The organism is Maritimibacter harenae (assembly GCF_009882975.1).
Lineage (GTDB): Bacteria > Pseudomonadota > Alphaproteobacteria > Rhodobacterales > Rhodobacteraceae > Maritimibacter > Maritimibacter harenae.
Genome location: NZ_WTUX01000010.1, coordinates 421,540 through 440,383, shown reverse-complemented (window position 1 = coordinate 440,383; position 18,844 = coordinate 421,540). Strand labels below are relative to the sequence as shown.

The 18,844-nt window shown below is 69.0% G+C and carries 18 protein-coding genes; 8 read left to right on the top strand and 10 right to left on the bottom strand.

The window, feature by feature from the left end; all coding sequences use genetic code 11:
* Positions 1–66: 66 nt before the first annotated feature.
* The 4 genes from GQE99_RS06385 to GQE99_RS06370 are packed head-to-tail and all read left to right on the top strand — an operon-like array spanning position 67 to position 3,717.
* Positions 67–1,197 (top strand): DNA polymerase III subunit delta', encoded by a 1,131-nt coding sequence (locus tag GQE99_RS06385; RefSeq protein ID WP_161350748.1) that lies wholly within the window; start codon positions 67–69, stop codon positions 1,195–1,197.
* Positions 1,194–1,985, top strand: coding sequence for a TatD family hydrolase (locus tag GQE99_RS06380; protein WP_161350747.1), 792 nt, complete (start codon positions 1,194–1,196; stop codon positions 1,983–1,985). The genes GQE99_RS06385 and GQE99_RS06380 overlap by 4 nt, the downstream gene beginning before the upstream one ends.
* Positions 1,985–2,788: an MBL fold metallo-hydrolase gene (locus GQE99_RS06375; protein ID WP_161350746.1), complete on the top strand. Its 804-nt coding sequence runs from the start codon at positions 1,985–1,987 to the stop codon at positions 2,786–2,788. Before GQE99_RS06380 ends, GQE99_RS06375 begins: the two co-directional genes overlap by 1 nt.
* A complete protein-coding gene (locus tag GQE99_RS06370; RefSeq protein WP_161350745.1) occupies positions 2,788–3,717 on the top strand; it encodes an AEC family transporter in 930 nt (309 codons plus the stop codon). The genes GQE99_RS06375 and GQE99_RS06370 overlap by 1 nt, the downstream gene beginning before the upstream one ends.
* 39 nt (positions 3,718–3,756) lie before the next feature.
* Here GQE99_RS06370 and GQE99_RS06365 read toward each other — a convergent pair whose 3' ends face one another.
* From GQE99_RS06365 to GQE99_RS06355, 3 genes are read right to left on the bottom strand one after another with little or no spacing between them, the layout of a single operon-like run.
* Positions 3,757–4,539: a metal ABC transporter permease gene (locus GQE99_RS06365; RefSeq protein ID WP_161350744.1), complete on the bottom strand. Its 783-nt coding sequence runs from the start codon at positions 4,537–4,539 to the stop codon at positions 3,757–3,759.
* Entirely contained in the window at positions 4,532–5,278 is a 747-nt protein-coding gene (locus tag GQE99_RS06360; RefSeq protein ID WP_161350743.1) for a metal ABC transporter ATP-binding protein, read from the bottom strand. Before GQE99_RS06360 ends, GQE99_RS06365 begins: the two co-directional genes overlap by 8 nt.
* On the bottom strand, positions 5,275–5,763 hold the full coding sequence (locus tag GQE99_RS06355) for a Fur family transcriptional regulator (RefSeq protein ID WP_161350742.1): 489 nt from the start codon (positions 5,761–5,763) through the stop codon (positions 5,275–5,277). The genes GQE99_RS06360 and GQE99_RS06355 overlap by 4 nt, the downstream gene beginning before the upstream one ends.
* 71 nt (positions 5,764–5,834) lie before the next feature.
* On the opposite strand from GQE99_RS06355, the gene GQE99_RS06350 reads away from it, so the two are divergent.
* On the top strand, positions 5,835–6,794 hold the full coding sequence (locus GQE99_RS06350) for a zinc ABC transporter substrate-binding protein (RefSeq protein ID WP_161350741.1): 960 nt from the start codon (positions 5,835–5,837) through the stop codon (positions 6,792–6,794).
* A gap of 120 nt (positions 6,795–6,914) precedes the next feature.
* On the opposite strand, the gene GQE99_RS06345 is transcribed toward GQE99_RS06350, so the two are convergent.
* Entirely contained in the window at positions 6,915–8,171 is a 1,257-nt protein-coding gene (locus GQE99_RS06345) for an MGH1-like glycoside hydrolase domain-containing protein (protein ID WP_161350740.1), read from the bottom strand.
* 197 nt (positions 8,172–8,368) lie between these two features.
* Between GQE99_RS06345 and GQE99_RS06340 the strand changes: the two genes are divergently transcribed.
* Together GQE99_RS06340 and GQE99_RS06335 are read left to right on the top strand one after the other, a co-directional pair.
* Positions 8,369–9,358 (top strand): hypothetical protein, encoded by a 990-nt coding sequence (locus GQE99_RS06340; RefSeq protein WP_235917124.1) that lies wholly within the window; start codon positions 8,369–8,371, stop codon positions 9,356–9,358.
* A gap of 318 nt (positions 9,359–9,676) precedes the next feature.
* Positions 9,677–10,699 carry a hypothetical protein gene (locus tag GQE99_RS06335; protein WP_161350739.1) on the top strand — a complete coding sequence of 341 codons (1,023 nt, stop codon included), beginning with the start codon at positions 9,677–9,679 and terminating at the stop codon, positions 10,697–10,699.
* Positions 10,700–10,751: 52 nt separating this feature from the next.
* On the opposite strand, the gene GQE99_RS06330 is transcribed toward GQE99_RS06335, so the two are convergent.
* The 5 genes from GQE99_RS06330 to GQE99_RS06310 all read right to left on the bottom strand — a co-directional run bounded on the left by GQE99_RS06330 (position 10,752) and on the right by GQE99_RS06310 (position 15,320).
* Positions 10,752–11,978: a hypothetical protein gene (locus GQE99_RS06330; RefSeq protein WP_161350738.1), complete on the bottom strand. Its 1,227-nt coding sequence runs from the start codon at positions 11,976–11,978 to the stop codon at positions 10,752–10,754.
* Between the two features lie 103 nt (positions 11,979–12,081).
* Positions 12,082–12,714, bottom strand: coding sequence for a uracil phosphoribosyltransferase (gene upp, locus GQE99_RS06325; protein WP_161350737.1), 633 nt, complete (start codon positions 12,712–12,714; stop codon positions 12,082–12,084).
* Positions 12,707–13,711, bottom strand: a complete 1,005-nt coding sequence (locus tag GQE99_RS06320; RefSeq protein ID WP_161350736.1) for an adenosine deaminase — start codon at positions 13,709–13,711, stop codon at positions 12,707–12,709. Before GQE99_RS06320 ends, upp begins: the two co-directional genes overlap by 8 nt.
* Positions 13,711–14,922, bottom strand: coding sequence for a phosphopentomutase (locus GQE99_RS06315; protein ID WP_161350735.1), 1,212 nt, complete (start codon positions 14,920–14,922; stop codon positions 13,711–13,713). The genes GQE99_RS06320 and GQE99_RS06315 overlap by 1 nt, the downstream gene beginning before the upstream one ends.
* Positions 14,919–15,320 carry a cytidine deaminase gene (locus tag GQE99_RS06310; RefSeq protein WP_407943785.1) on the bottom strand — a complete coding sequence of 134 codons (402 nt, stop codon included), beginning with the start codon at positions 15,318–15,320 and terminating at the stop codon, positions 14,919–14,921. Before GQE99_RS06310 ends, GQE99_RS06315 begins: the two co-directional genes overlap by 4 nt.
* Positions 15,321–15,475: 155 nt before the next feature.
* Here GQE99_RS06310 and GQE99_RS06305 point away from each other — a divergent pair, with 155 nt between their 5' ends.
* Positions 15,476–17,758 carry an NADP-dependent malic enzyme gene (locus GQE99_RS06305; protein ID WP_161350734.1) on the top strand — a complete coding sequence of 761 codons (2,283 nt, stop codon included), beginning with the start codon at positions 15,476–15,478 and terminating at the stop codon, positions 17,756–17,758.
* Positions 17,759–17,791: 33 nt separating this feature from the next.
* Here GQE99_RS06305 and GQE99_RS06300 read toward each other — a convergent pair whose 3' ends face one another.
* Complete coding sequence (locus GQE99_RS06300; RefSeq protein ID WP_161350733.1) at positions 17,792–18,730, bottom strand: hypothetical protein; 939 nt, start codon at positions 18,728–18,730, stop codon at positions 17,792–17,794.
* Between the last annotated feature and the right edge of the window lie 114 nt (positions 18,731–18,844).

Here is an 18,844-nt window from a genome sequence, read left to right as displayed (position 1 = left end):
GCGGCACGACCGCGAAATTTGCCCCGACCCGCTTCCCCCTGCCCGGGATTTCCCTAGAGTGACGCCATGGCCGACCTGACCGAGCTTCCTGAACCCGACCGGATCGAGGGTGCACCGCATCCGCGCGAAACTGCGCGGCTGGTCGGGCAGGACGCGGCCGAACGCGCGTTCCTGACTGCCTTCAACTCGGACCGGCTGCACCACGCCTGGCTGATCACCGGCCCGCGCGGGGTGGGCAAGGCGACGCTGGCCTGGCGCATCGCGCGCTTCCTGCTGGCCACGCCCCCCGCGGGCGAAGACGGACTCTTCGGCGCGCCGCCGGCGCCCGAAACGCTCGACATCGACCCCGAGCACCCGGTCATGCGCCGCTCCATGCAGCTGGCCGAACCGGGGTTGTTCCTCCTGCGCCGCGGTCCCAACGACAAGGGCGACAAGCTGTCGGCGGACATCCGGGTGAACGAGGTGCGCAAGCTGCGCGACTTCTTCGGCCTGTCGGCCTCCGGCGGCGGACGGCGCGTGGTGATCGTGGACGCGGCGGACGAGATGAACACGCAGGCCGCCAACGCTCTTCTGAAGATGCTGGAGGAGCCGCCGCGCGGTGCCGTGCTGCTGCTCGTCAGCCACCAGCCATCGCGCCTTCTGCCCACGATCCGGTCACGATGCCGCGAGCTTCGGCTCACGCCGCTGGCCCCGCCCGAGCTGGCCCAGGCGCTCGACGCCGCCGGGATGGCCCCCGGTCCGGATGCCGAGGCGCTGGGGGAGCTTTCCGGCGGTTCGGTCGGCGAGGCGATGCGGCTTGCCGAACTGGGCGGGCTTTCGATCTATTCCGACCTCGTCACGATCTTCGCGCATGCGCCGCGCTATGACAGGCCGCGCGCGATTTCGTTGGCCCAAAGCGCGCCCGGGGCGGCCAATGCGCCGCGTTTCGCGCTGATCCTCGATCTCGTCGACCTGTTCCTGTCGCGACTCGCACGCGCCGGGGCCGGCCAGCCTCCGCTGATCGAAGCGGCACCGGGCGAGACCGAACTCTTCGCCCGCCTGGCCCCCGACATGCGCCGCGCCCGCCGCTGGGCGGAACTGGCGCAGGAGATCTCGGCACGCGCCGCGCACGGGCGGGCGGTCAACCTTGACCCTGCCGCCCTCATCCTCGATATCACCTTCAGGATCAACGAGACCGCTTCATCCCAGGCCGCATGACCGAAAACCCCGAGATCACCGACAGCCACTGCCACCTCGACTTCCCCGACTTCGAAGGCGAGATCGACGACGTCCTGGCGCGCGCCCGCGAGGCGGGTGTCACGCGCATGGTCACGATCGCCACGAAGCTGCGCAACGTGCCGCAGGTCCGCGCGATCGCCGAGGCGCACGACCCGATCTACTTCGCCGCAGCCACCCATCCGATGAGCGCGGCGGACGAACCGCTGGCCTCGGTCGACGAGCTGGTCGAACTGGCCGAGCACCCGAAGTTCGTGGGCATCGGCGAGTCGGGGCTCGACTACCACTACACCGCCGACTCGAAGGACATTCAGCAGGAAAGCCTGCGCATCCATATCGAGGCCGCGCGGCGCACCGGGCTGCCGCTCATCATCCACGCCCGCGACGCGGACGAGGACATGGCGCGCATCCTGACGGAAGAGCACCGCGCCGGTGCCTATACCTGCGTCATGCACTGCTTCTCGTCCGGGCCGGGACTGGCGGAGGCCGCGCTCGACCTGGGCTTCTACCTCTCCATGTCGGGCATCGCGGCCTTCCCGCGGTCCTCCGACCTGCGCGACATCTTCGGCCAGGCGCCGCTCGAGCGGATCCTGGTGGAGACCGACAGCCCCTACCTCGCCCCGCCGCCCCATCGTGGCAAGCGCAACGAACCGGCCTTCACCGCGCACACCGCGCGTGTGGGTGCGGAGGTCTTCGGCCTCGACTACCCGGACTTCGCCCGCGCCACGCAGGAAAACTTCGAACGCCTGTTCTGGAAGGCGGCGGCCTGATGGCGACGCTCACCTTCACCATCCTGGGCTGCGGCTCGTCCGGCGGCGTGCCGCGCCTCGGCGGGCATTGGGGGGCCTGCGATCCGGAAAACCCCAAGAACACGCGCCGCCGCTGCTCCATGCTGGTCGAGCGGACCGAGGGGGACGCGACCACCCGCGTGCTGATCGACACCTCGCCCGACCTGCGGTCCCAGCTTCTCGACGCGGGCGTCGGAACGCTCGACGCGGTGATCTACACCCATTCGCATGCCGACCACGTCCACGGTATCGACGACCTGCGCATGATCGTCTTCAACATGCGCCAGCGCCTGCCGGTCTGGGCCGACGGGGCGACGCAGGACGCACTGCTCGCGCGGTTCGGATATGCCTTCGTCCAGCCCGAGGGATCGAGCTACCCGGCCATCCTCGACTTGCACACAATCGATGCCGACAGCGATTTCACCATCGAGGGCGCCGGCGGTTCTATCACTTTTACGCCTTTCGAGGTGGAACACGGCAGCATCGACGCGTTGGGGTTCCGCGTCCATGACCTGGCCTACCTGCCCGACGTGTCGGACATGAAACCCGAGGCCTGGCGCGCGCTCGACAATCTCGATTGCTGGGTGCTGGACGCGCTGCGCTACACGCCCCACCCGACCCATGCGCACGTCGAGAAATCCCTGGGCTGGCTGGCGCAATCGGGGACCCGGCGCGGCGTGCTGACGAACATGCACATCGACATCGACCACGACACGATCGAGGCCGAGACGCCCGACAACATCTCGGCCGCCTACGATGGGATGACCATCACCTACGAGATCTGATGCAGGCGCTGATCGAGGTCATCCTGCCGGTCTTCCTCGTCCTGGGGTTCGGCTACCTCGCGCGCTGGAAACTGAAATTCGCCGACACCGCCGTGCAGGGTCTCATGACCTTCGCACAGAACTTCGCGGTGCCGGTGCTCCTGTTCCGCGCGCTCTCCACGCTCGAGCTGGGCGAGAATTTCGACATCGCGCTCCTCGCCTCGTTCTACACCGGCGCGCTCTCCGGCTTCGCCGCCGGGCTTCTGGGCGCGCGGTTCCTGTTCGGCCGGCCCTGGGCGGACAGCGTCGCGATCGGCTTCGCAACGCTCTTTTCCAACTCGGTCCTCCTGGGCCTTCCCATCATGGAACGCGCCTTCGGGGCCGAGTCGCTCGGACCGAACTACGCGATCATCGCGCTGCATGCGCCGTTCTGCTACGTCGTCGGCGTCACCGCGATGGAGATCGTGCGCTCCGGCGGATCGGGCATCGCCGCGCCGCTCGCAGGTGTCGCTCGGTCGATGGCGAAGAACCCGCTGGTGATCGGGATCGCGCTGGGGATCGCGGCGAACCTGTCGGGGCTCACTCTGCCCGGCCCTGCGCGCGACGCGGTCGACCTGGTGGCGCGCGCGGCGCTGCCCGCGGCGCTTTTCGGCCTGGGCGGCGTGCTTGTCGCCTATCGCCCCCGCGGCGACATGCGGGTCGTGGCCTGGATGGTGGCGGTGTCGCTGATCCTGCACCCGTCGGTGACCTGGATGATGGGGACGCTGACCGGGCTGACGGACGCGCAGTTCCGCTCGGCCGTCGTGACCGCCGCGATGGCACCCGGCGTGAACGCCTTTCTCTTCGCCAACATGTACGGCGTGAGCAAGCGGGTGAACGCGACCACGGTGCTGGTCGCGACCGCCTGTTCGATCCTCACCGTCTGGGTCTGGCTGCACCTGCTGCCCTGACGCGCATCCGCCCCTCAGAACGCCGCGCCGGATTTCGCCTCAGCGCCGGCGCACCAGCGTCGTCAGCAGGAACATGCCCGCCGCCACGACCACGATCGACGGCCCCGCCGGCGTATCGCCGAGATAGGACATCGCGAGCCCGCCCAGCGCCGCGAGCGCGCCGATGGCCACTGCCCAGAACGCCATCGCTTCCGGCACCCGCGACAGGCTGCGCGCCGCCGCCGCCGGAACGATCAGCATCGCGGCGATCAGGAGCGCGCCCACGACCTTCAGCGCCACCGCCACCACCACGGCGAGCGCCAGGGTGAGCACCAGCCGTTCGCGGCGCGGGTCGATGCCCGAGGCCACGGCGAGGTCCTCGGACAGCGTCGCCGTCAGAAGCGGCGACCAGCGCCACGCGATCAGCGCCGTGACCAATGCGGCCCCGCCCCAGATCACCGCGATGTCGCTCTTGCCGACGGCAAGGATGTCGCCGAACAGGAACGCGGAGAGGTCGACGCGCACCCCGGGCACGAAACTGATGGCCACCAGACCCGCGGCAAGCGCGGCGTGGCTCAACACCCCGAGGGTCGCGTCCATCGCATGGCCACGGGTGGCCAGCCAGCTCACCCCGGTCGCCATCGCGAGAGCCACGATCAGCGTGCCCGCCGTGACGGGGACCGAGAAGATCAGCGCCAGCGCCACGCCCAGGATTGCGGCATGCGCGGTCGCGTCGCCGAAATAGGCCATCCGGCGCCAGACCACGAAACTGCCCAGGGGTCCGGCCGCCACCGCGACGCCGATCCCCGCAAGGCCCGCGCGCACCAGGAAATCGTCAAGCATGGTCGTGGCCCTGGTGGTCGTGTTCGTGGTCGTGGTGATGATGATCGTGGTCGTGCTGGTAGAGCGCCAACGCGCCCTGCGTGCCCTGCCCGAAGAGCGCCCGGTATTCCGGCGCATCGCGCACCACTTTCGGCGTGCCCTCGCAGCAGACGTGGTGGTTGAGGCAGATCACCCGGTCGCTCGCGCTCATCACGACGTGGAGGTCGTGGCTCACCATGAAGACGGCACAGCCCAGCGAGTCGCGCAGGCGTTCCAGATGACGGTAGAAGGCCGCTTCCCCCGGTTGGTCGAGGCCCTGTGTCGGCTCGTCGAGGATCAGGAGCTCGGGCGACACCAGGAGCGCGCGGGCCAGCAGCACCCGCTGCATCTGCCCGCCCGACAGGTCCGCGACTTGGCGCTGCTCCAACCCCTCGATCCCGGTCTCCGCCGCCGCGCGCCGGATCGCCTCCGGGTCGCGGCGCCGGGGCAGGTTCAGAAAACGCAGCACCGTCATCGGCAGGCTCTGGTCGATCGCCAGTTTCTGCGGCACGTAGCCCAGCCGCAGTTCCGGCTTGCGCCGCACCTGGCCCGCGTCCGGCCGGATCTGGCCGGTCAGCACCTTCACGAGCGAGCTTTTTCCGGACCCGTTGGGCCCGACGAGCGTCACGATCTCACCGGGTTCGATGGCAAGGCTCACGTCGCTCAGCACCGTCTGGCGTCCGTATGCAAGGCTGACGTGGTCGGCCCGGATCAGGCTCATGACGTGGCCTCGCGGCAGGCCGGGCACAGGCCCACCGCCTCGACGCTCGCGCGCGTGACCGCGAACCCGATGCTCTCGGCCGCACCGTCGAGCGCATCGCGCACCGCCGCGCCGGGCGCTTCGGCCACCGCGTCGCAGGTCGAACAGATCAGGAAGACCGGCGCGTGCGCATCCCCCGGCGTGGTGCAGGCGGTGAAGGCATTCAGGCGCCGGATGCGGTGGGCGAGCCCCTGCTCGACCAAGAAATCCAGCGCGCGATAGGCCACCGGGGGCTGCTTGCCGAACCCGTCTGCGGCCAGTTTTTCAAGGACGTCGTAGGCGCCAAGCGCGCGGTGTTCCTCGAGCAGGATTTCAAGGGCCCGGCGGCGCACCGGTGTCAGGCGCACGCCGGCGTCTGCACAGATCGCCTCGGCGCGCGACAGCGCGGTGGCGGCACAGGCCGCGTGATCGTGATCGTGAAAGGCCGCGGAGGGATCTGCGGTCATGGGTTGCACCCCGGAACGTTATGATATTACATGCGCGTTATAGTATTACATCAACGGAGCCTCCACAAGCCATGCGCCTTCCCCTTGTCGCCGCCCTTCTCGCCCCGCTTCCCGCCTGGGCCGAACCGCCGGCCGTGGTCACCGATATCGCGCCGGTCCATTCGTTGGTGTCGCAGGTGATGGCAGGCGTGGCCGAGCCGACCCTGCTGCTCGACGGCGTGGCCGACCCCCACTCGGTCTCCCTTCGCCCGAGCCAGGCACGCGCGCTCGAGAACGCCGATCTGGTGATATGGGTCGGGGATGCGCTGACCCCCTGGCTCGGCCGGGCCCTGGCGGACCTGTCGGGCGCCGAGACCATCGCGCTGCTCGACCATCCTGCGACGACCCTGCGCGATTTCGTACAGGTGGCGCCGGAACCGCACGAGGCCAATGAGGACGATCACCTCGACACCCATGCGCATGATGACGACCATGACGACGACCATGACGACCCCCATGCGCATGGCGACGACGGGGTCGACCCCCACGCCTGGTTGTCGCCGGACAACGCGCGCGGTTGGCTGGGTGCTTTGGCCGAGGCGCTCGCCGCGCGCGACCCGGAAAATGCCGAACGCTACACCGCCAATGCCGAAGCCGCGATCGTCGACCTCACCCGGCTCGATGCCCGGATCGAGGCCCAGCTCGAACCGTTCGCCGGGACCGAGATCGTCACCCTGCACGATGCCTTCGGGTATTTCGCGGATACCTACAGGCTCGAGGTGGCCGGCAGCGTGAAGGCGGGAGATGGGGCCGCGCCATCGGCAGCGGCCGTCGACGCCCTGCAGGACATCGTGGCGGAGCACGCCGTGTCCTGTGCCTTTTCCGAGCCCGGGGCGGATACCGGGCTGCTCGACACGATCGCGGGCGAAACCGGCCTGAGGATCGGCGTTCTCGACATGACCGGCGTGACGCTGACGCCGGGGCCGGAGCTCTATGGACGGATGATGGCGGACCTGGCGGACTCCGTGGAAACCTGCCTCACCGCCGACTGAGGGTGAGCGCTCGGACTTAATCCCGTCATCGTCATCCGGAGCCTCCACGGCGGCCGCACCCGCGCGAACCGCAGGTGAGGGCGCCGTGGCGCACCCGCCAATGATGACGTGCCTGACGCCTCAGAACCGCCCCTTGGCGTGCGGGCTGGCCCAAGTGAGCCAGATCGCGGCGGTCCAGGTGAAGGCCCCGCCCCCGGCAGACCCGCCGTCGATGGGGCAGAAATACTCGTAGAACCCGTGCTCGGCGATGAGCTTCTGGGTGTCCTTGCGCAGCCGCTCGGCCAGCACGGTATGCCCGGTCTCCGCCAGCCCCAGGCCGATCAGCGTGTTCATGATCCCCCAGACAGGGCCGCGCCAATACCGCAGCTTGTCGAACTTCGCGTCCTTCGGGTCGAGCGAGGGGATGCCGAACTGCACCTCGTCCAGGATCCGGTGCAGGTGCTTCAACTGCCGGTCGTCGCGGATACCTGCGTACCAGTTGAGGAAACTCGCCGAACTGAGCGTGTTGGTGAAGGCCCCGGTACGCATGTTGACGCTGTCGTAATGCCCCCGCGCCTCGTTCCAGTGCGCCTTCACCCCCTGCTTGAGATCGTAGATCCATCCCTCGATCTCTTCGGTGCCCATGTCGAACTCGGCCGCGATGTGCAAAAGGTCGCGGCAGGCGCGCAGGAACATGAAGGTCATGCCGCAGTCGGCGACGCGGAAGGGGCTCGTGCGCGCGATCTCGGCCTCGTCCCACTTCGCAGCCCGCGCAAGCTGCACGAGCGCCACGTAGCGGTCGTAGTCGAGCTTGGAGGGCCGCATCGAGGGGTCGACATGATCGGTGTCGGAACGGTGGTATTCGCCCACCTCGCTGGTATCCACGTTGATCAGCGCCGCGTCCCAGTCGGGCGCGTTGTCGCGCCCGCTTTCCCAGGGGTGGGTGATGCAGACCATGCCGTTCTCGACCCGGTTCTTCATCCACCAGCGGTGCCAGCTCACCAGCCGGCCATAGAGAAGCTCCATGTGCACGCGGCCGTAATGCTTGTCCGCCTCGTAGACCGCGCGCGCCATCGTGGCCGCGATCGGTGGCTGGCTGATGCCCGAGGTATGCGGGACCCGGTCGATGCCCCAGACGTCCGGGCCGGGGAAATAGCCGAAGCTCTGCTTGTGGAAGACGATATGGGGCACCATCCCCGTGTCCCACTGGCCCTGGAACAGGGTCTCGAGCTCGGCCCAGGCGCGTTTCGGGTCGAAGACGGAAAAGCCCCAGGCCGCGAAGGCGGAATCCCAGTTCCACTGGTAGGGATAGAGCCCCTTGGTCGGCACCGTGTAGAGCCCCCGGTCGTTGCCCTGGAGCACCTTGCGGGCCTTCTTGTCGATCTTGTCGTAGTTCATGCCCAGACCTGCGCCCTGCCCGGCCTCACGCTGCCGGGGCGACCCCGGGGCGGCAAGGCGACTGCTTCGGTTCTAGGCAAGGCAGGGCCGTGACGCAAATATCCCGGGCCCGGACATGCCGGGCAAACAGGCCGCTGCCCGGAATTTGGGCAGACCCGGGCCCGCGGTTGATCCCGAAGGCGCGCCGTGGCGTAGTCATGGAAAAGCTTCAGGCCACAATGCCCCGCGCCATCGCCCGCCCCTTCGCCGTCTCGGTGTTCCTCGCCTTCGCCGCCTCGCTCGCGATCTTCGCGCTGGGGCCCGCACTTTCGCACGTAGAGTTCCCGCCCGACCAGGGCTACAACTGGTACCTGTGGAAGCGCCCCGACCCGGATGTGCTGAGCCGGGCCACGGCCTGGGGCGGTTACCTGGCACACCAGGTCTTTCTCTGGGGTCTGATCTGGTGGGCGCAGCAGAACCGCGACCGCCTGCGCGACCGAACGACGATGCATCCGCTGAACTGGGTGGCGCTCGGTGGCACCGCCGTTTTCGCCGCCCTCCACGCGGCACAGACGGCGCTGTTCTACGACGGGCTCGCTCAGGACGTGCCGGTGATGTATTCGCAGGGCTCCGTCGTGCTGGTGCTCGTGATCATCCTACTGATGGAGGCGCCGCGGCGCGGGCTCTTCTTCGGGGTCGGCAAGGGCTGGTTCGCGGCCACCCGCCCGCTCCTCGTGCGCACCCACGGCTACTACTTCGCCTGGGCGGTGACCTTCACCTACTGGTACCACCCGATGGAGACGACCTGGGGCCACGTGCTCGGCTTCCTGTACACGTTCCTGCTCTTCATCCAGGCAAGCTTCATCTTCACCCGCGTGCACACCAACCGGTGGTGGACCTTCGCACTCGAGGGCACGGTGCTGATCCACGGCGTGATCGTCGCGCTGGTGGCGGGCCAGGATTTCTGGCCGATGTTCGCCTTCGGCTTCGCCGCCCTCGTGGTGATCACCCAGATGCACGGCCTCGGGCTCACGCGGGCCACGCGCTGGATCATCGGCGTCGCGGTCGTGGGCGCGACGCTCGCGGTCTATTCCGAGCGCGGCTGGACCCGGCTCGAGGAAGTCGCGCGCATTCCGCTGATCGACTACGTCCTCGTCGCGGTGATCGCGGGTCTCCTGCTCCTGGTCAAACGCCGCTTTCACCTCTGAAGGCGCCCGGCCGAAACGCCGGGGGCGGTTTCACCTCCCCCGGACCCCCTCCAGGATATTTGTCGACCGGAGAAGGGCATGACCGCGCCCCACCCTCCTTCTTCGTTTTTCGAAATACCTCGGGGGGACGGCATGGCTTTGCCCGCAAAGCCATGGCGCGGGGGGCTGGCCCCCCGCCCGCGCCGGTCCGCGTGGCACACGCGGGGCGGCGCATGACCTGCGCGCGCGGCACGCGCGCTCTGCTTGACAGCGTCTTTCCAAATGGTCCGGCGCTGGCTATCCTGCCGCGCAATTCATGACGAGCAGCGATTGGCCACGATGACGGCCCTCACAGAATACGACCGGCTCGAAGCCTCCGGCCTCTGGCGCGCCGATCCCGGTGCCCAGCGGGTGGATGTGATCGTGTCGATCGGGGATGCGACGCTGACCTTGAGCGACATGGCCGAGCGGGCGCTGGCGCATTGGTCGCTGGCCGCCGTCCACAGGCTCAACCCCGGACAGCGGCCCGCGGAATACGCGCCGTCCGAGGATCCCGAGGAGACCGAGCATCTCGAGATCGCCGACGAGGACATGATCGCGGCGATCGAGCGGGTGCGAAAGGCGATCGCCCGGCGCCGGCCACGCAGCGGGCGGTTGCGTTTCGCCCTGACCGCGACGGTCGCGCTCGTGCTCCTGCTGCTGGCCGTCACGTGGCTGCCCGGGGCGCTGACCCGGCAGACGGCGGCGCTCCTGCCGCCCGAGACGCGCGCGGCGGTGGGCCAGCAGCTTTTCACCCGGATCCAGACCATTGCGGGCGCGCCCTGCGAGACGCCGCGGGGGCGTGCCGCGCTGAACCGGCTGGGCACGCGCGTGCTGGGGCCGGACGCGCCGCGCCTGCACGTCCTGCAGGACGGGGTGGACGGGGCCGAGCATCTGCCGGGCCGGATCATCCTGCTCGATGCCGCGCTGATCGAGTCGCATGACGAGCCGGACGCGGCCGCGGGCTACCTCCTGGCCGAGGCGCTCCGGGCCACGCGCACGGACCCGATGCAGGCACTGCTCGACCGGGCGGGGCTCTGGGCCACGATGCGTATGCTGACCACCGGCACGCTGTCGGACGCGGTGCTCGACGCCCATGCCCGTCATCTTCTGACCACCCCGCAAGAGGAACTCCGCCCCACCGCCCTTCTGCCCCTGTTCGAGGCCGCGCGCATCCGTTCCACCCCCTATGCCTTCGCCGTGGACGCCTCGGGCGAGCGCACGCTGCCGCTGATCGAGGCGGACCCGGTGCCTGTGGCCGTGGCCGAGCCGCTTCTTCCCGATGACGACTGGGTGAGCCTGCAAAGCATCTGCGGGACATGAAAAACCCCGCCGGTGGGCGGGGTCTTTCCGAAGTGCCGTATCGGCGTGGCGCCTATTGCGAGACCAGGCGGCGCGGGACGGTGTTCGTCCAGACGAGGCTCTGGTCCACTTCCCCCTGGATCGTGCGCGGCCCCCGGTGGGGGTTGAGCCGCCCGTCTTCCCAGGCCGGGCGGTAGCCCTCGGGCACCGCCGTCGCCGTGGGCGTACCGGCCGGCGGATTGGAATAGGGCTCGGTCGTCGTCGCGCGGGGCGCGCGGTGATAATGGCGCTCGTGGAAGTTCTCGTAAGGAGACGGCAGCGGTTTCGCCTCGAGCTCTTCGCCGTAGTTGTAGGGCACCCCGGCCTCTTCCATCGCGCGCGCCTTGTCGGCGACGTAGGCCTGGTAGCTCTCGCCCGCGTGCGGCACGCGGTAGGTGCTCTGGATGTTGGCGTCTTCCATCGTGAGGCGCGGCGCGGTCGTCAGGTAGCGCCCATTCGCCGAGGCCGCGGGCACCTCGTAGGTCGGGTGGTTGATCACCACGCGGTTGGGATCACGCGGCACGCGCACCACCGTCACCGCGGGGCGATAGTCGCCGTAGCTGTGGATCTGCCGCGCCTGGGCCATCACCACCGGGGCGGGCGAGGCCACGATCTCGGTCGTCGCGCCGCCTTCGTGCTGGACACGGTAGACGCGCGGCTGGGTGGCCGAGGTGCCGCAGTTCACGTTCACCGTGGTGCCCCCGATCTTCACGCGGGCCGAGCCACGGGTGGCCGGGCAGGTCACGGTCATGCGGCGATTGCCGTCTTCCGCCTCTTCCACGTCGTTGTGGCCCGGGGAGACGTTCGTGGGCTCCGGGGCCGGGCTGGGCGTGGGCAGATCGTCGAAGAGCGAGGTTGTCTGGAAGGCCGCCTGGCGGGGTCGGGTCGTGACCTCGCGCTCCGGGGCCCGGGGGGCGGTTTCGGGGGTCGCGGGGGCCGCGGCGACTTCCATCTCCGCAGGCTCGGGCGGCGCGATCGGCGCCGGCGGACGCGGCGCGCGGGCATTCCCGGCGGCGAAGGTGGGCGTGAGTCCGCAGACCACCTCCTTTCGGTTGGCGGTCAGGCGCGGGACCCAGTTCGTGGCCTGGCCCACGTTGGCGCGGGCATAGGCGCAGCCGCGGCTGTCGACGTAGACATCGCCGGAATATCCCGACGGCGGCGTTTCGCGGGGCTTGGCGCCCTGTTGCAGTGTAATGGCACTCGCGCTGGTGGCGAGGGTTGCGGCAGCGACCAAGGCGCTCAGAAAGCTAATCTTTTTCATCAAGTGTCCCCCAACACTATATATATGGGGATCAGCATGACCGATGGGCTTTCACCTGTCCAGTGGCCGCGCCGCAATATCGCCGCAAGACCTTGGAAACAGGTTATTTCGTGCCGAACATGCGGTCGCCCGCGTCGCCGAGGCCCGGAACGATGTAACCCTTTTCGTTGAGCTTCTCGTCGAGCGCGGCCGTCACGATCGGCACGTCCGGGTGCGCTTCCTTCATCCGCGCGACGCCTTCGGGGGCGGCCAGCAGGCACAGGAACCGGATGTCCGTGGCGCCTGCCTCCTTGAGAAGGTCGATCGCCGCGGCCGAGCTGTTGCCGGTCGCCAGCATCGGGTCGACCGCGATCACGGTGCGCTCGCCCATGAGTTCCGGGACCTTGAAATAGTACTGCACGGGCTTGAGCGTTTCCTCGTCACGGTAGAGGCCGACGAAGCCCACGCGGGCGGATGGGATCAGTTCCAGCATCCCGTCGAGAAGCCCGTTGCCCGCCCGCAGGATCGAGATCAGGGCGAGCTTGCGGCCGGCGAGGATCGGGGCCTCCATCGTGGTCAGAGGCGTCTCGATGGTCTTGGTGGTCATCGAGAGGTCGCGCGTGACCTCGTAGGCCAGGAGCAGGCTGATTTCCTTGAGAAGCTGCCGGAACACCGCCGTCGACGTTTCCTTCTCCCGCATGATCGACAGTTTGTGCTGAACCAGCGGGTGTTTGACGACGGTCAGGTGGTCAGGCATCGAAAGTCTCCAGTCGTTTCTTGAGGGCCGCGCGTGTGTCGGGGTCGCAGAAGGCCGCATCCGCTGCGGTTAGCCCGAGACGCCGGAAATCGTCAACGCCCCAGTGGAACGCGGTTGCCAGCTCCTCGAATTCCTTCGTCATGGTGGTGTGGAAAAAGGGCGGGTCGTCGGTGGACACGGTGACGGTCACGCCGGCGTCGCGCAGCTTGTCGATCGGGTGGGCCCTGGTCGAGGGATAGACGCCCAGCGCCACGTTCGATTGCGGGCAGACCTCGAGCACGATGCCGGCAGCGGCCAGGTACTCGACCAGCTTCGGATCCTCGACGGCGCGGACGCCGTGGCCGATGCGCTCGACCTTGAGGTGTTCGATCGCGTCGCGCACCGATCGCGGCCCGCCCCATTCGCCGGCATGGGCGGTGAGCCGCAGCCCCGCCTCGCGCGCCGCGTCGAAGGCGTAGGTGAAGTCCGACAGGTGGCCCGCGTTCTCATCGCCACCGATCCCGAAGCCCGTGACGAAATCGCCCGCCGCCTCCTGCGCGCAGCGCGCGGCGGCGCGCGCCTTGTCCGCGCCGAAATGGCGCACGGCGGTCACGACGATGCGCAGGTCGGTCTCGGGCACCTCGGCGGCCGCCTCCCGGATCGCGTGGACGTATTCCTTCCACGCACCCACGTCGCCGCCGCCGCAGAAGTCGGGCGAGACGAAGGTCTCGAGGTAGACGACGTTGTGCGCCGCGGCTTCCTCGAGCACGGCGCGGGTCAGCCGGGCGTAATCGCGGGGGGTCTGGAGCGGGCGCACGGCCTGCTCGTAGACATTGAGAAACTGCAAGAAATCCGCGTATTCATAGGCGCCAGACGGGTCGAAAATATCGGAAACGTCCAAGCCCTTCTCCGAGGCCAGACCGCGCACGAAGGCCGGGGGCGCGGCGCCCTCGATGTGGTGGTGCAGTTCCACCTTCGGCATGCGTCGGATCGCGTCGGCGAGTTCTTCGTCGAGCATCACAGAAACGAGCTCCCTGCCCCGCGTTCGTCCAGGCCGAGGTGATCGGCCACGCTCGCGGCCACGTCGGCGAAGGCCACTTGCCCGAGCTTGCGCGTCCCGATCCCGTGGCACAGGACCGGCACCCGTTCGCGGGTGTGGTCGGTGCCCATCCAGGTCGGGTCATTGCCGTGGTCCGCGGTGAAGATCACGAGATCCCCGTCGCGCAGGTTGTCGAAGAAGCGATGCAGCTGCGCGTCGAACCATTCCAGGTGGCGCGCATAGCCCGCCACGTTGCGCCGGTGGCCATACTTGGAGTCGAACTCCACGAAATTCGCGAAGGTGAGGCTGCCATCTTCCGCCGTGTCGCCCAGCGCGACCAGCGCCTCCATCAGGTCCTCGTCCGCGCCCTTGGCGTTGTCGGTCACGCCGCGATGGGCGAAGATGTCGCCGATCTTGCCCACGGCATGCATCGGTCGGCCCGCGCCCACGACCCAGTCGAGAAGCGTCGGCGCGGGGGCCGCCAGCGCGAAGTCGCGACGGTTCATGGTGCGCTCGAACCCGCTTTCGGGATCCCCCACGAAGGGCCGCGCGATCACCCGGCCAACGCGCATTTCGTGCAGCATGGGCGCGATCGCTTCGCACAGGTCGTAGAGCCGCTGAAGCCCGTAGATCTCTTCATGCGCGGCGATCTGAAGCACGCTGTCGGCGCTCGTGTAGCAGATCGGCAGGCCGGTGCGCACATGCTCCGCGCCCAGCTCCTCGAGGATCACGGTCCCGCTCGCATGCTTGTTGCCCAGGATCGCGTCGGTGCCGGCGGCCTTGCAGATCGCCCGCGTGACGTCCTCCGGGAAGGCGGGCTCGGTGTCCGGGAAGTAGGTCCAGTCGAAGGGCACGGGGACGCCCGCAAGCTCCCAATGGCCCGACGGCGTGTCCTTGCCCTTCGAAACCTCCGTCGCCGCGCCCCAGGCGCCCCCAGGGTCGGCCCCGAGGCCCGGCGCGACCATCCCGGAGGCGAGCTTCACCGCCATGCCCAGGCCGAGGCGGTCGAGGTTTGGCAGCCTCAGCGGCCCCTCGCGGCCCTCGTCCGCCCGGCCCTCGGCACAGGCTTCGGCGATGTGGCCGACGGTGTTGGCCCCGGTATCGGGCGTGCCGTCGTTGAAGAAAGACGCCGCATCCGGCGCACCGCCGATCCCGACCGAATCCAGCACCACGAGAAACGCGCGTGTCATCCGCCCTCCATCTGCGCCTTGGCGAAGGCGTACGGGATGAGCTCCTCGATGGTCGCGACCAGCTCGGCCCCGTCCGTCGTGCCCATCGTGACCGTCGTGCCCTTCGGCGCGAATTCCGCGATCTTCTGGCGGCAGCCGCCGCAAGGGGTGACCGGGGCGGGTGCGTCGCCCACCACCGCGATCTCGGCGATCTCGGTGTCGCCCGCCGCGATCATCGCGGCGATCGCCCCCGCTTCGGCACAGGTGCCTTCCGGGTAGGCCGCGTTCTCGACATTCACACCGAGGTGGACCCGGCCGCTGGCCGAACGGAGCGCGGCCCCGACCTTGAACCCCGAATAGGGCGCATGCGCGTTGCCACGAACCTCTTTCGCCAGTTCCATCAGCGTTTTTTCCGCCACCTGCGCCTCCTTTGACCGTATGGTCCAGTTTGTAGATATGCACTGCACACGCAAGGCGAATCGCGCTTACGCTTGCCTTGACCCCGCGTGATCGGCTAAGCCCCGCGCGAGGAAAATTGGTTTAGCGTTAAACTATCTCCGGGAAGGAGCCCGCCATGCCCGACGATACCGGCAGCAATCCCCGCCACCCCGCGCTCGACTACCACGAGTATCCGAAACCCGGAAAGCTTGAAATCCGGGCGACGAAGCCGATGGCGAACGGGCGCGACCTGGCGCTGGCCTATTCCCCGGGGGTGGCCGAGGCCTGTCTTGAAATCAAGGCCGACCCGCTGACCGCCCCGCGCTACACCGCGCGCGGCAACCTGGTCGCGGTGGTGTCGAACGGCTCGGCGGTCCTGGGGCTCGGCAACATCGGGGCACTGGCCTCCAAGCCGGTGATGGAGGGCAAGGCGGTGCTCTTCAAGAAATTCGCCAACATCGACTGTTTCGACCTGGAAATCGACGAGAGCGACCCCGAGAAGCTCGCCGACATCGTCTGTTCGTTGGGCCCCACCTTCGGCGCGATCAACCTCGAGGACATCAAGGCACCGGATTGTTTCATCGTTGAACAGATCTGCCGCGAGCGCATGAACATCCCCGTCTTCCACGATGACCAGCATGGCACCGCCATCGTCGTGGGCGCCGCCGCCACCAACGCGCTGCGCGTCGCGGGGAAGTCCTTCGGGGACATCAAGGTCGTCTCCACGGGTGGCGGTGCCGCCGGGATCGCCTGCCTCAACATGCTTCTGAAGCTGGGCGTGAAGCGCGAGAACGTCTGGCTGTGCGATATCGACGGGCTGGTGCACACCGGACGCGATGACCTCAACCCGCAGAAGGCCGCCTTCGCGCAGGACACCGACCTGCGCGCCCTGGGCGAAGTGATCGAGGGCGCGGACCTGTTCCTCGGGCTTTCCGGCCCGGGCGTCCTGACCCAGGACCACGTGAAGGCGATGGCGGACCGGCCGATCATCTTCGCGCTCGCCAACCCGACGCCCGAGATCATGCCGGACGACGCGCGCGCCGTGGCCCCCGGCGCCATCATCGCCACGGGGCGTTCGGACTACCCCAACCAGGTCAACAACGTCCTGTGTTTCCCGTTCATCTTCCGCGGCGCGCTCGACGTGGGCGCGACCGAGATCAACGACGAGATGCAGATCGCCTGCATCGAGGGGATCGCCGCGCTCGCCCGCGCCACGACAAGCGCCGAGGCCGCGGCGGCCTACAAGGGCGAACAGCTCTCCTTCGGGGCCGACTACCTGATCCCGAAACCCTTCGATCCGCGCCTGATGGGTGTCGTCGCCTCCGCCGTGGCGAAGGCCGCGATGGAGTCCGGCGTGGCGGCCCGCCCCTTGGCGGACGTCGCGGAGTACAAGGACCGGCTCGACCAGTCGGTGTTCCGCTCCGCGCTCATCATGCGCCCGGTCTTCGACGCCGCCGCGACCGCCGAACGCACCATCGTCTTCGCCGAGGGCGAGGACGAGCGCGTGCTGCGCGCGGCCAACGCGATGCTGGAAGAGACCACGGACGCCCCGATCCTCATCGGCCGGCCCGAGGTGATCGCCACGCGGCTCGCCCGTGCGGGGCTTCCGCTGAAGCCCGGTGAGGATTTCGAGGTGGTGAACCCCGAAGACGACCCGCGCTACCGCGAATACTGGGAAACCTATCACCGGATCATGGCCCGGCGCGGCGTGACCCCGGACATCGCCCGTGCGGTCATGCGCACCAACACCACCGCCATCGGCGGCGTGATGGTGCATCGCGGCGAAGCCGACAGCCTGATCTGCGGCACCTTCGGGCAGTACCTGTGGCACCTGAAATACGTCTCCGAGATCCTCGGCGGCGGGGCGGAGAAATACCACCCCGTGGGCGCGCTCAGCCTGATGATCCTGCAGGACGGCCCCCTCTTCATCGCCGACACCCACGTGCACCCGGAACCCACCCCGGAACAGATCGCCGAGACGGTCTGCGGCGCGGCGCGCCACGTGCGCCGTTTCGGCATGGAGCCCAAGATCGCCCTGTGTTCCTACTCGCAATTCGGCAACCTCGATTGCGACACCGGTCGGCGGATGCGCGCGGCGCTCGACATTCTCGACAGCGAGCCGCGCAATTTCCCCTACGAGGGCGAGATGCACGTGGACAGCGCGCTCGACGTGGACGTGCGCGAGCGCATGTTCCCGGGCGCCCGGTTCGAGGGGCCGGCCAACGTGCTGGTCTTCGCGAACACCGACGCGGCATCCGGCATCCGCAACACGCTCAAGATGAAGGCCGGCGGGCTCGAGGTCGGACCCATCCTGATGGGCATGGGCAACCGGGCCCACGTGGTCACGCCGTCGATCACCGCCCGCGGGCTCCTGAACGTGTCGGCGATCGCGGGGACGCCAGTGGCGCATTACGGCTGACCTGAAGCAGAGATCGCCGCGCCGGGCTCCGCGTCAGGGCGTCTTCGCCTGTTCGTAGAGATCGTCGAGCAGCGCGGTCGCATCGGGCCCGCTCACCCGTTCGACCACGCGCGGCACATCACCCGACAGGTCCACGCGCAGCACGCAGGCATCGGCCCCGACGCTGCCGCAGGCCGACCCGTGCACCGAAAGCGCCACCCGCGGCGCCCCCGGCTCGTCCACCACGCCGCGCATCACGTCGGACCAGGCGCGGAGATAGCCACCGTCGCGCGCAAGGTAGATGTCGGTCGCGCAGCCGCCGGAGCCGCAGTAGAGCGACAGCGCCGTCGAACACAGCGCCGCGCCGTATTCCAGCACCATGTCCTCGCGCCCGTCCGCGTCGAGGTCGGCGCGCCGCGCGAAGCCGTCGAGCATCTCGAGCTCGCCGTCGATCTCGGCACATTCGGCCGCGAGCCGGGCGGCGACTTCGGCCTCGGGATCGGTCACCAGCGCGGGACGCGTAGGACATTGCGCCTGCACCGACGCAATCGCGTTGGCGCTGCCCGACAGCGACATCGGCCGCTCGACCTGCCCCGCCCCATCCCCGAGCCGCAGGGTCGCCGCGCGTCCGGCGCGCAGGGTCTGGATCAGGTCGGCGTCACGGTCCGGATCGACGCTCGCCACGAAATCGAACGGCACCTCCGAGGGCACCTGCGTCAAGGTCAGCGCCCCGGCGCGCGCGCCGTCGACGAGGATCTCGACGTCGAGCGGATCGGGCAGGTCGCCCCCCGCCATCGTGACGCGCCACCCCAGGGGCTGCCCCTGCCGGCAGCCCAGCGACAGGCACAGGGAATTGCCCGTCTCGTCGTCGTTCACCGGGCAGGTCGCGGCCCGCACCGTCCCCGTCTCATCCTGCCGAAAGCTCCACCCGTCCTGCGCGAGCGCGGGGGATGCAGCGACGAGACAGGCAAGGCACAGCGCAATGAATCGCATCGGTTTCCTCCTCGGTGACACGCCCGGATCATGGAAGGCCGGCGTCCCGGCGGCAACCGCTTCGTTGCGGGCCGGAATGCTTGAAACCCGGCGCGAAGCCGATAGGCTCGCCCC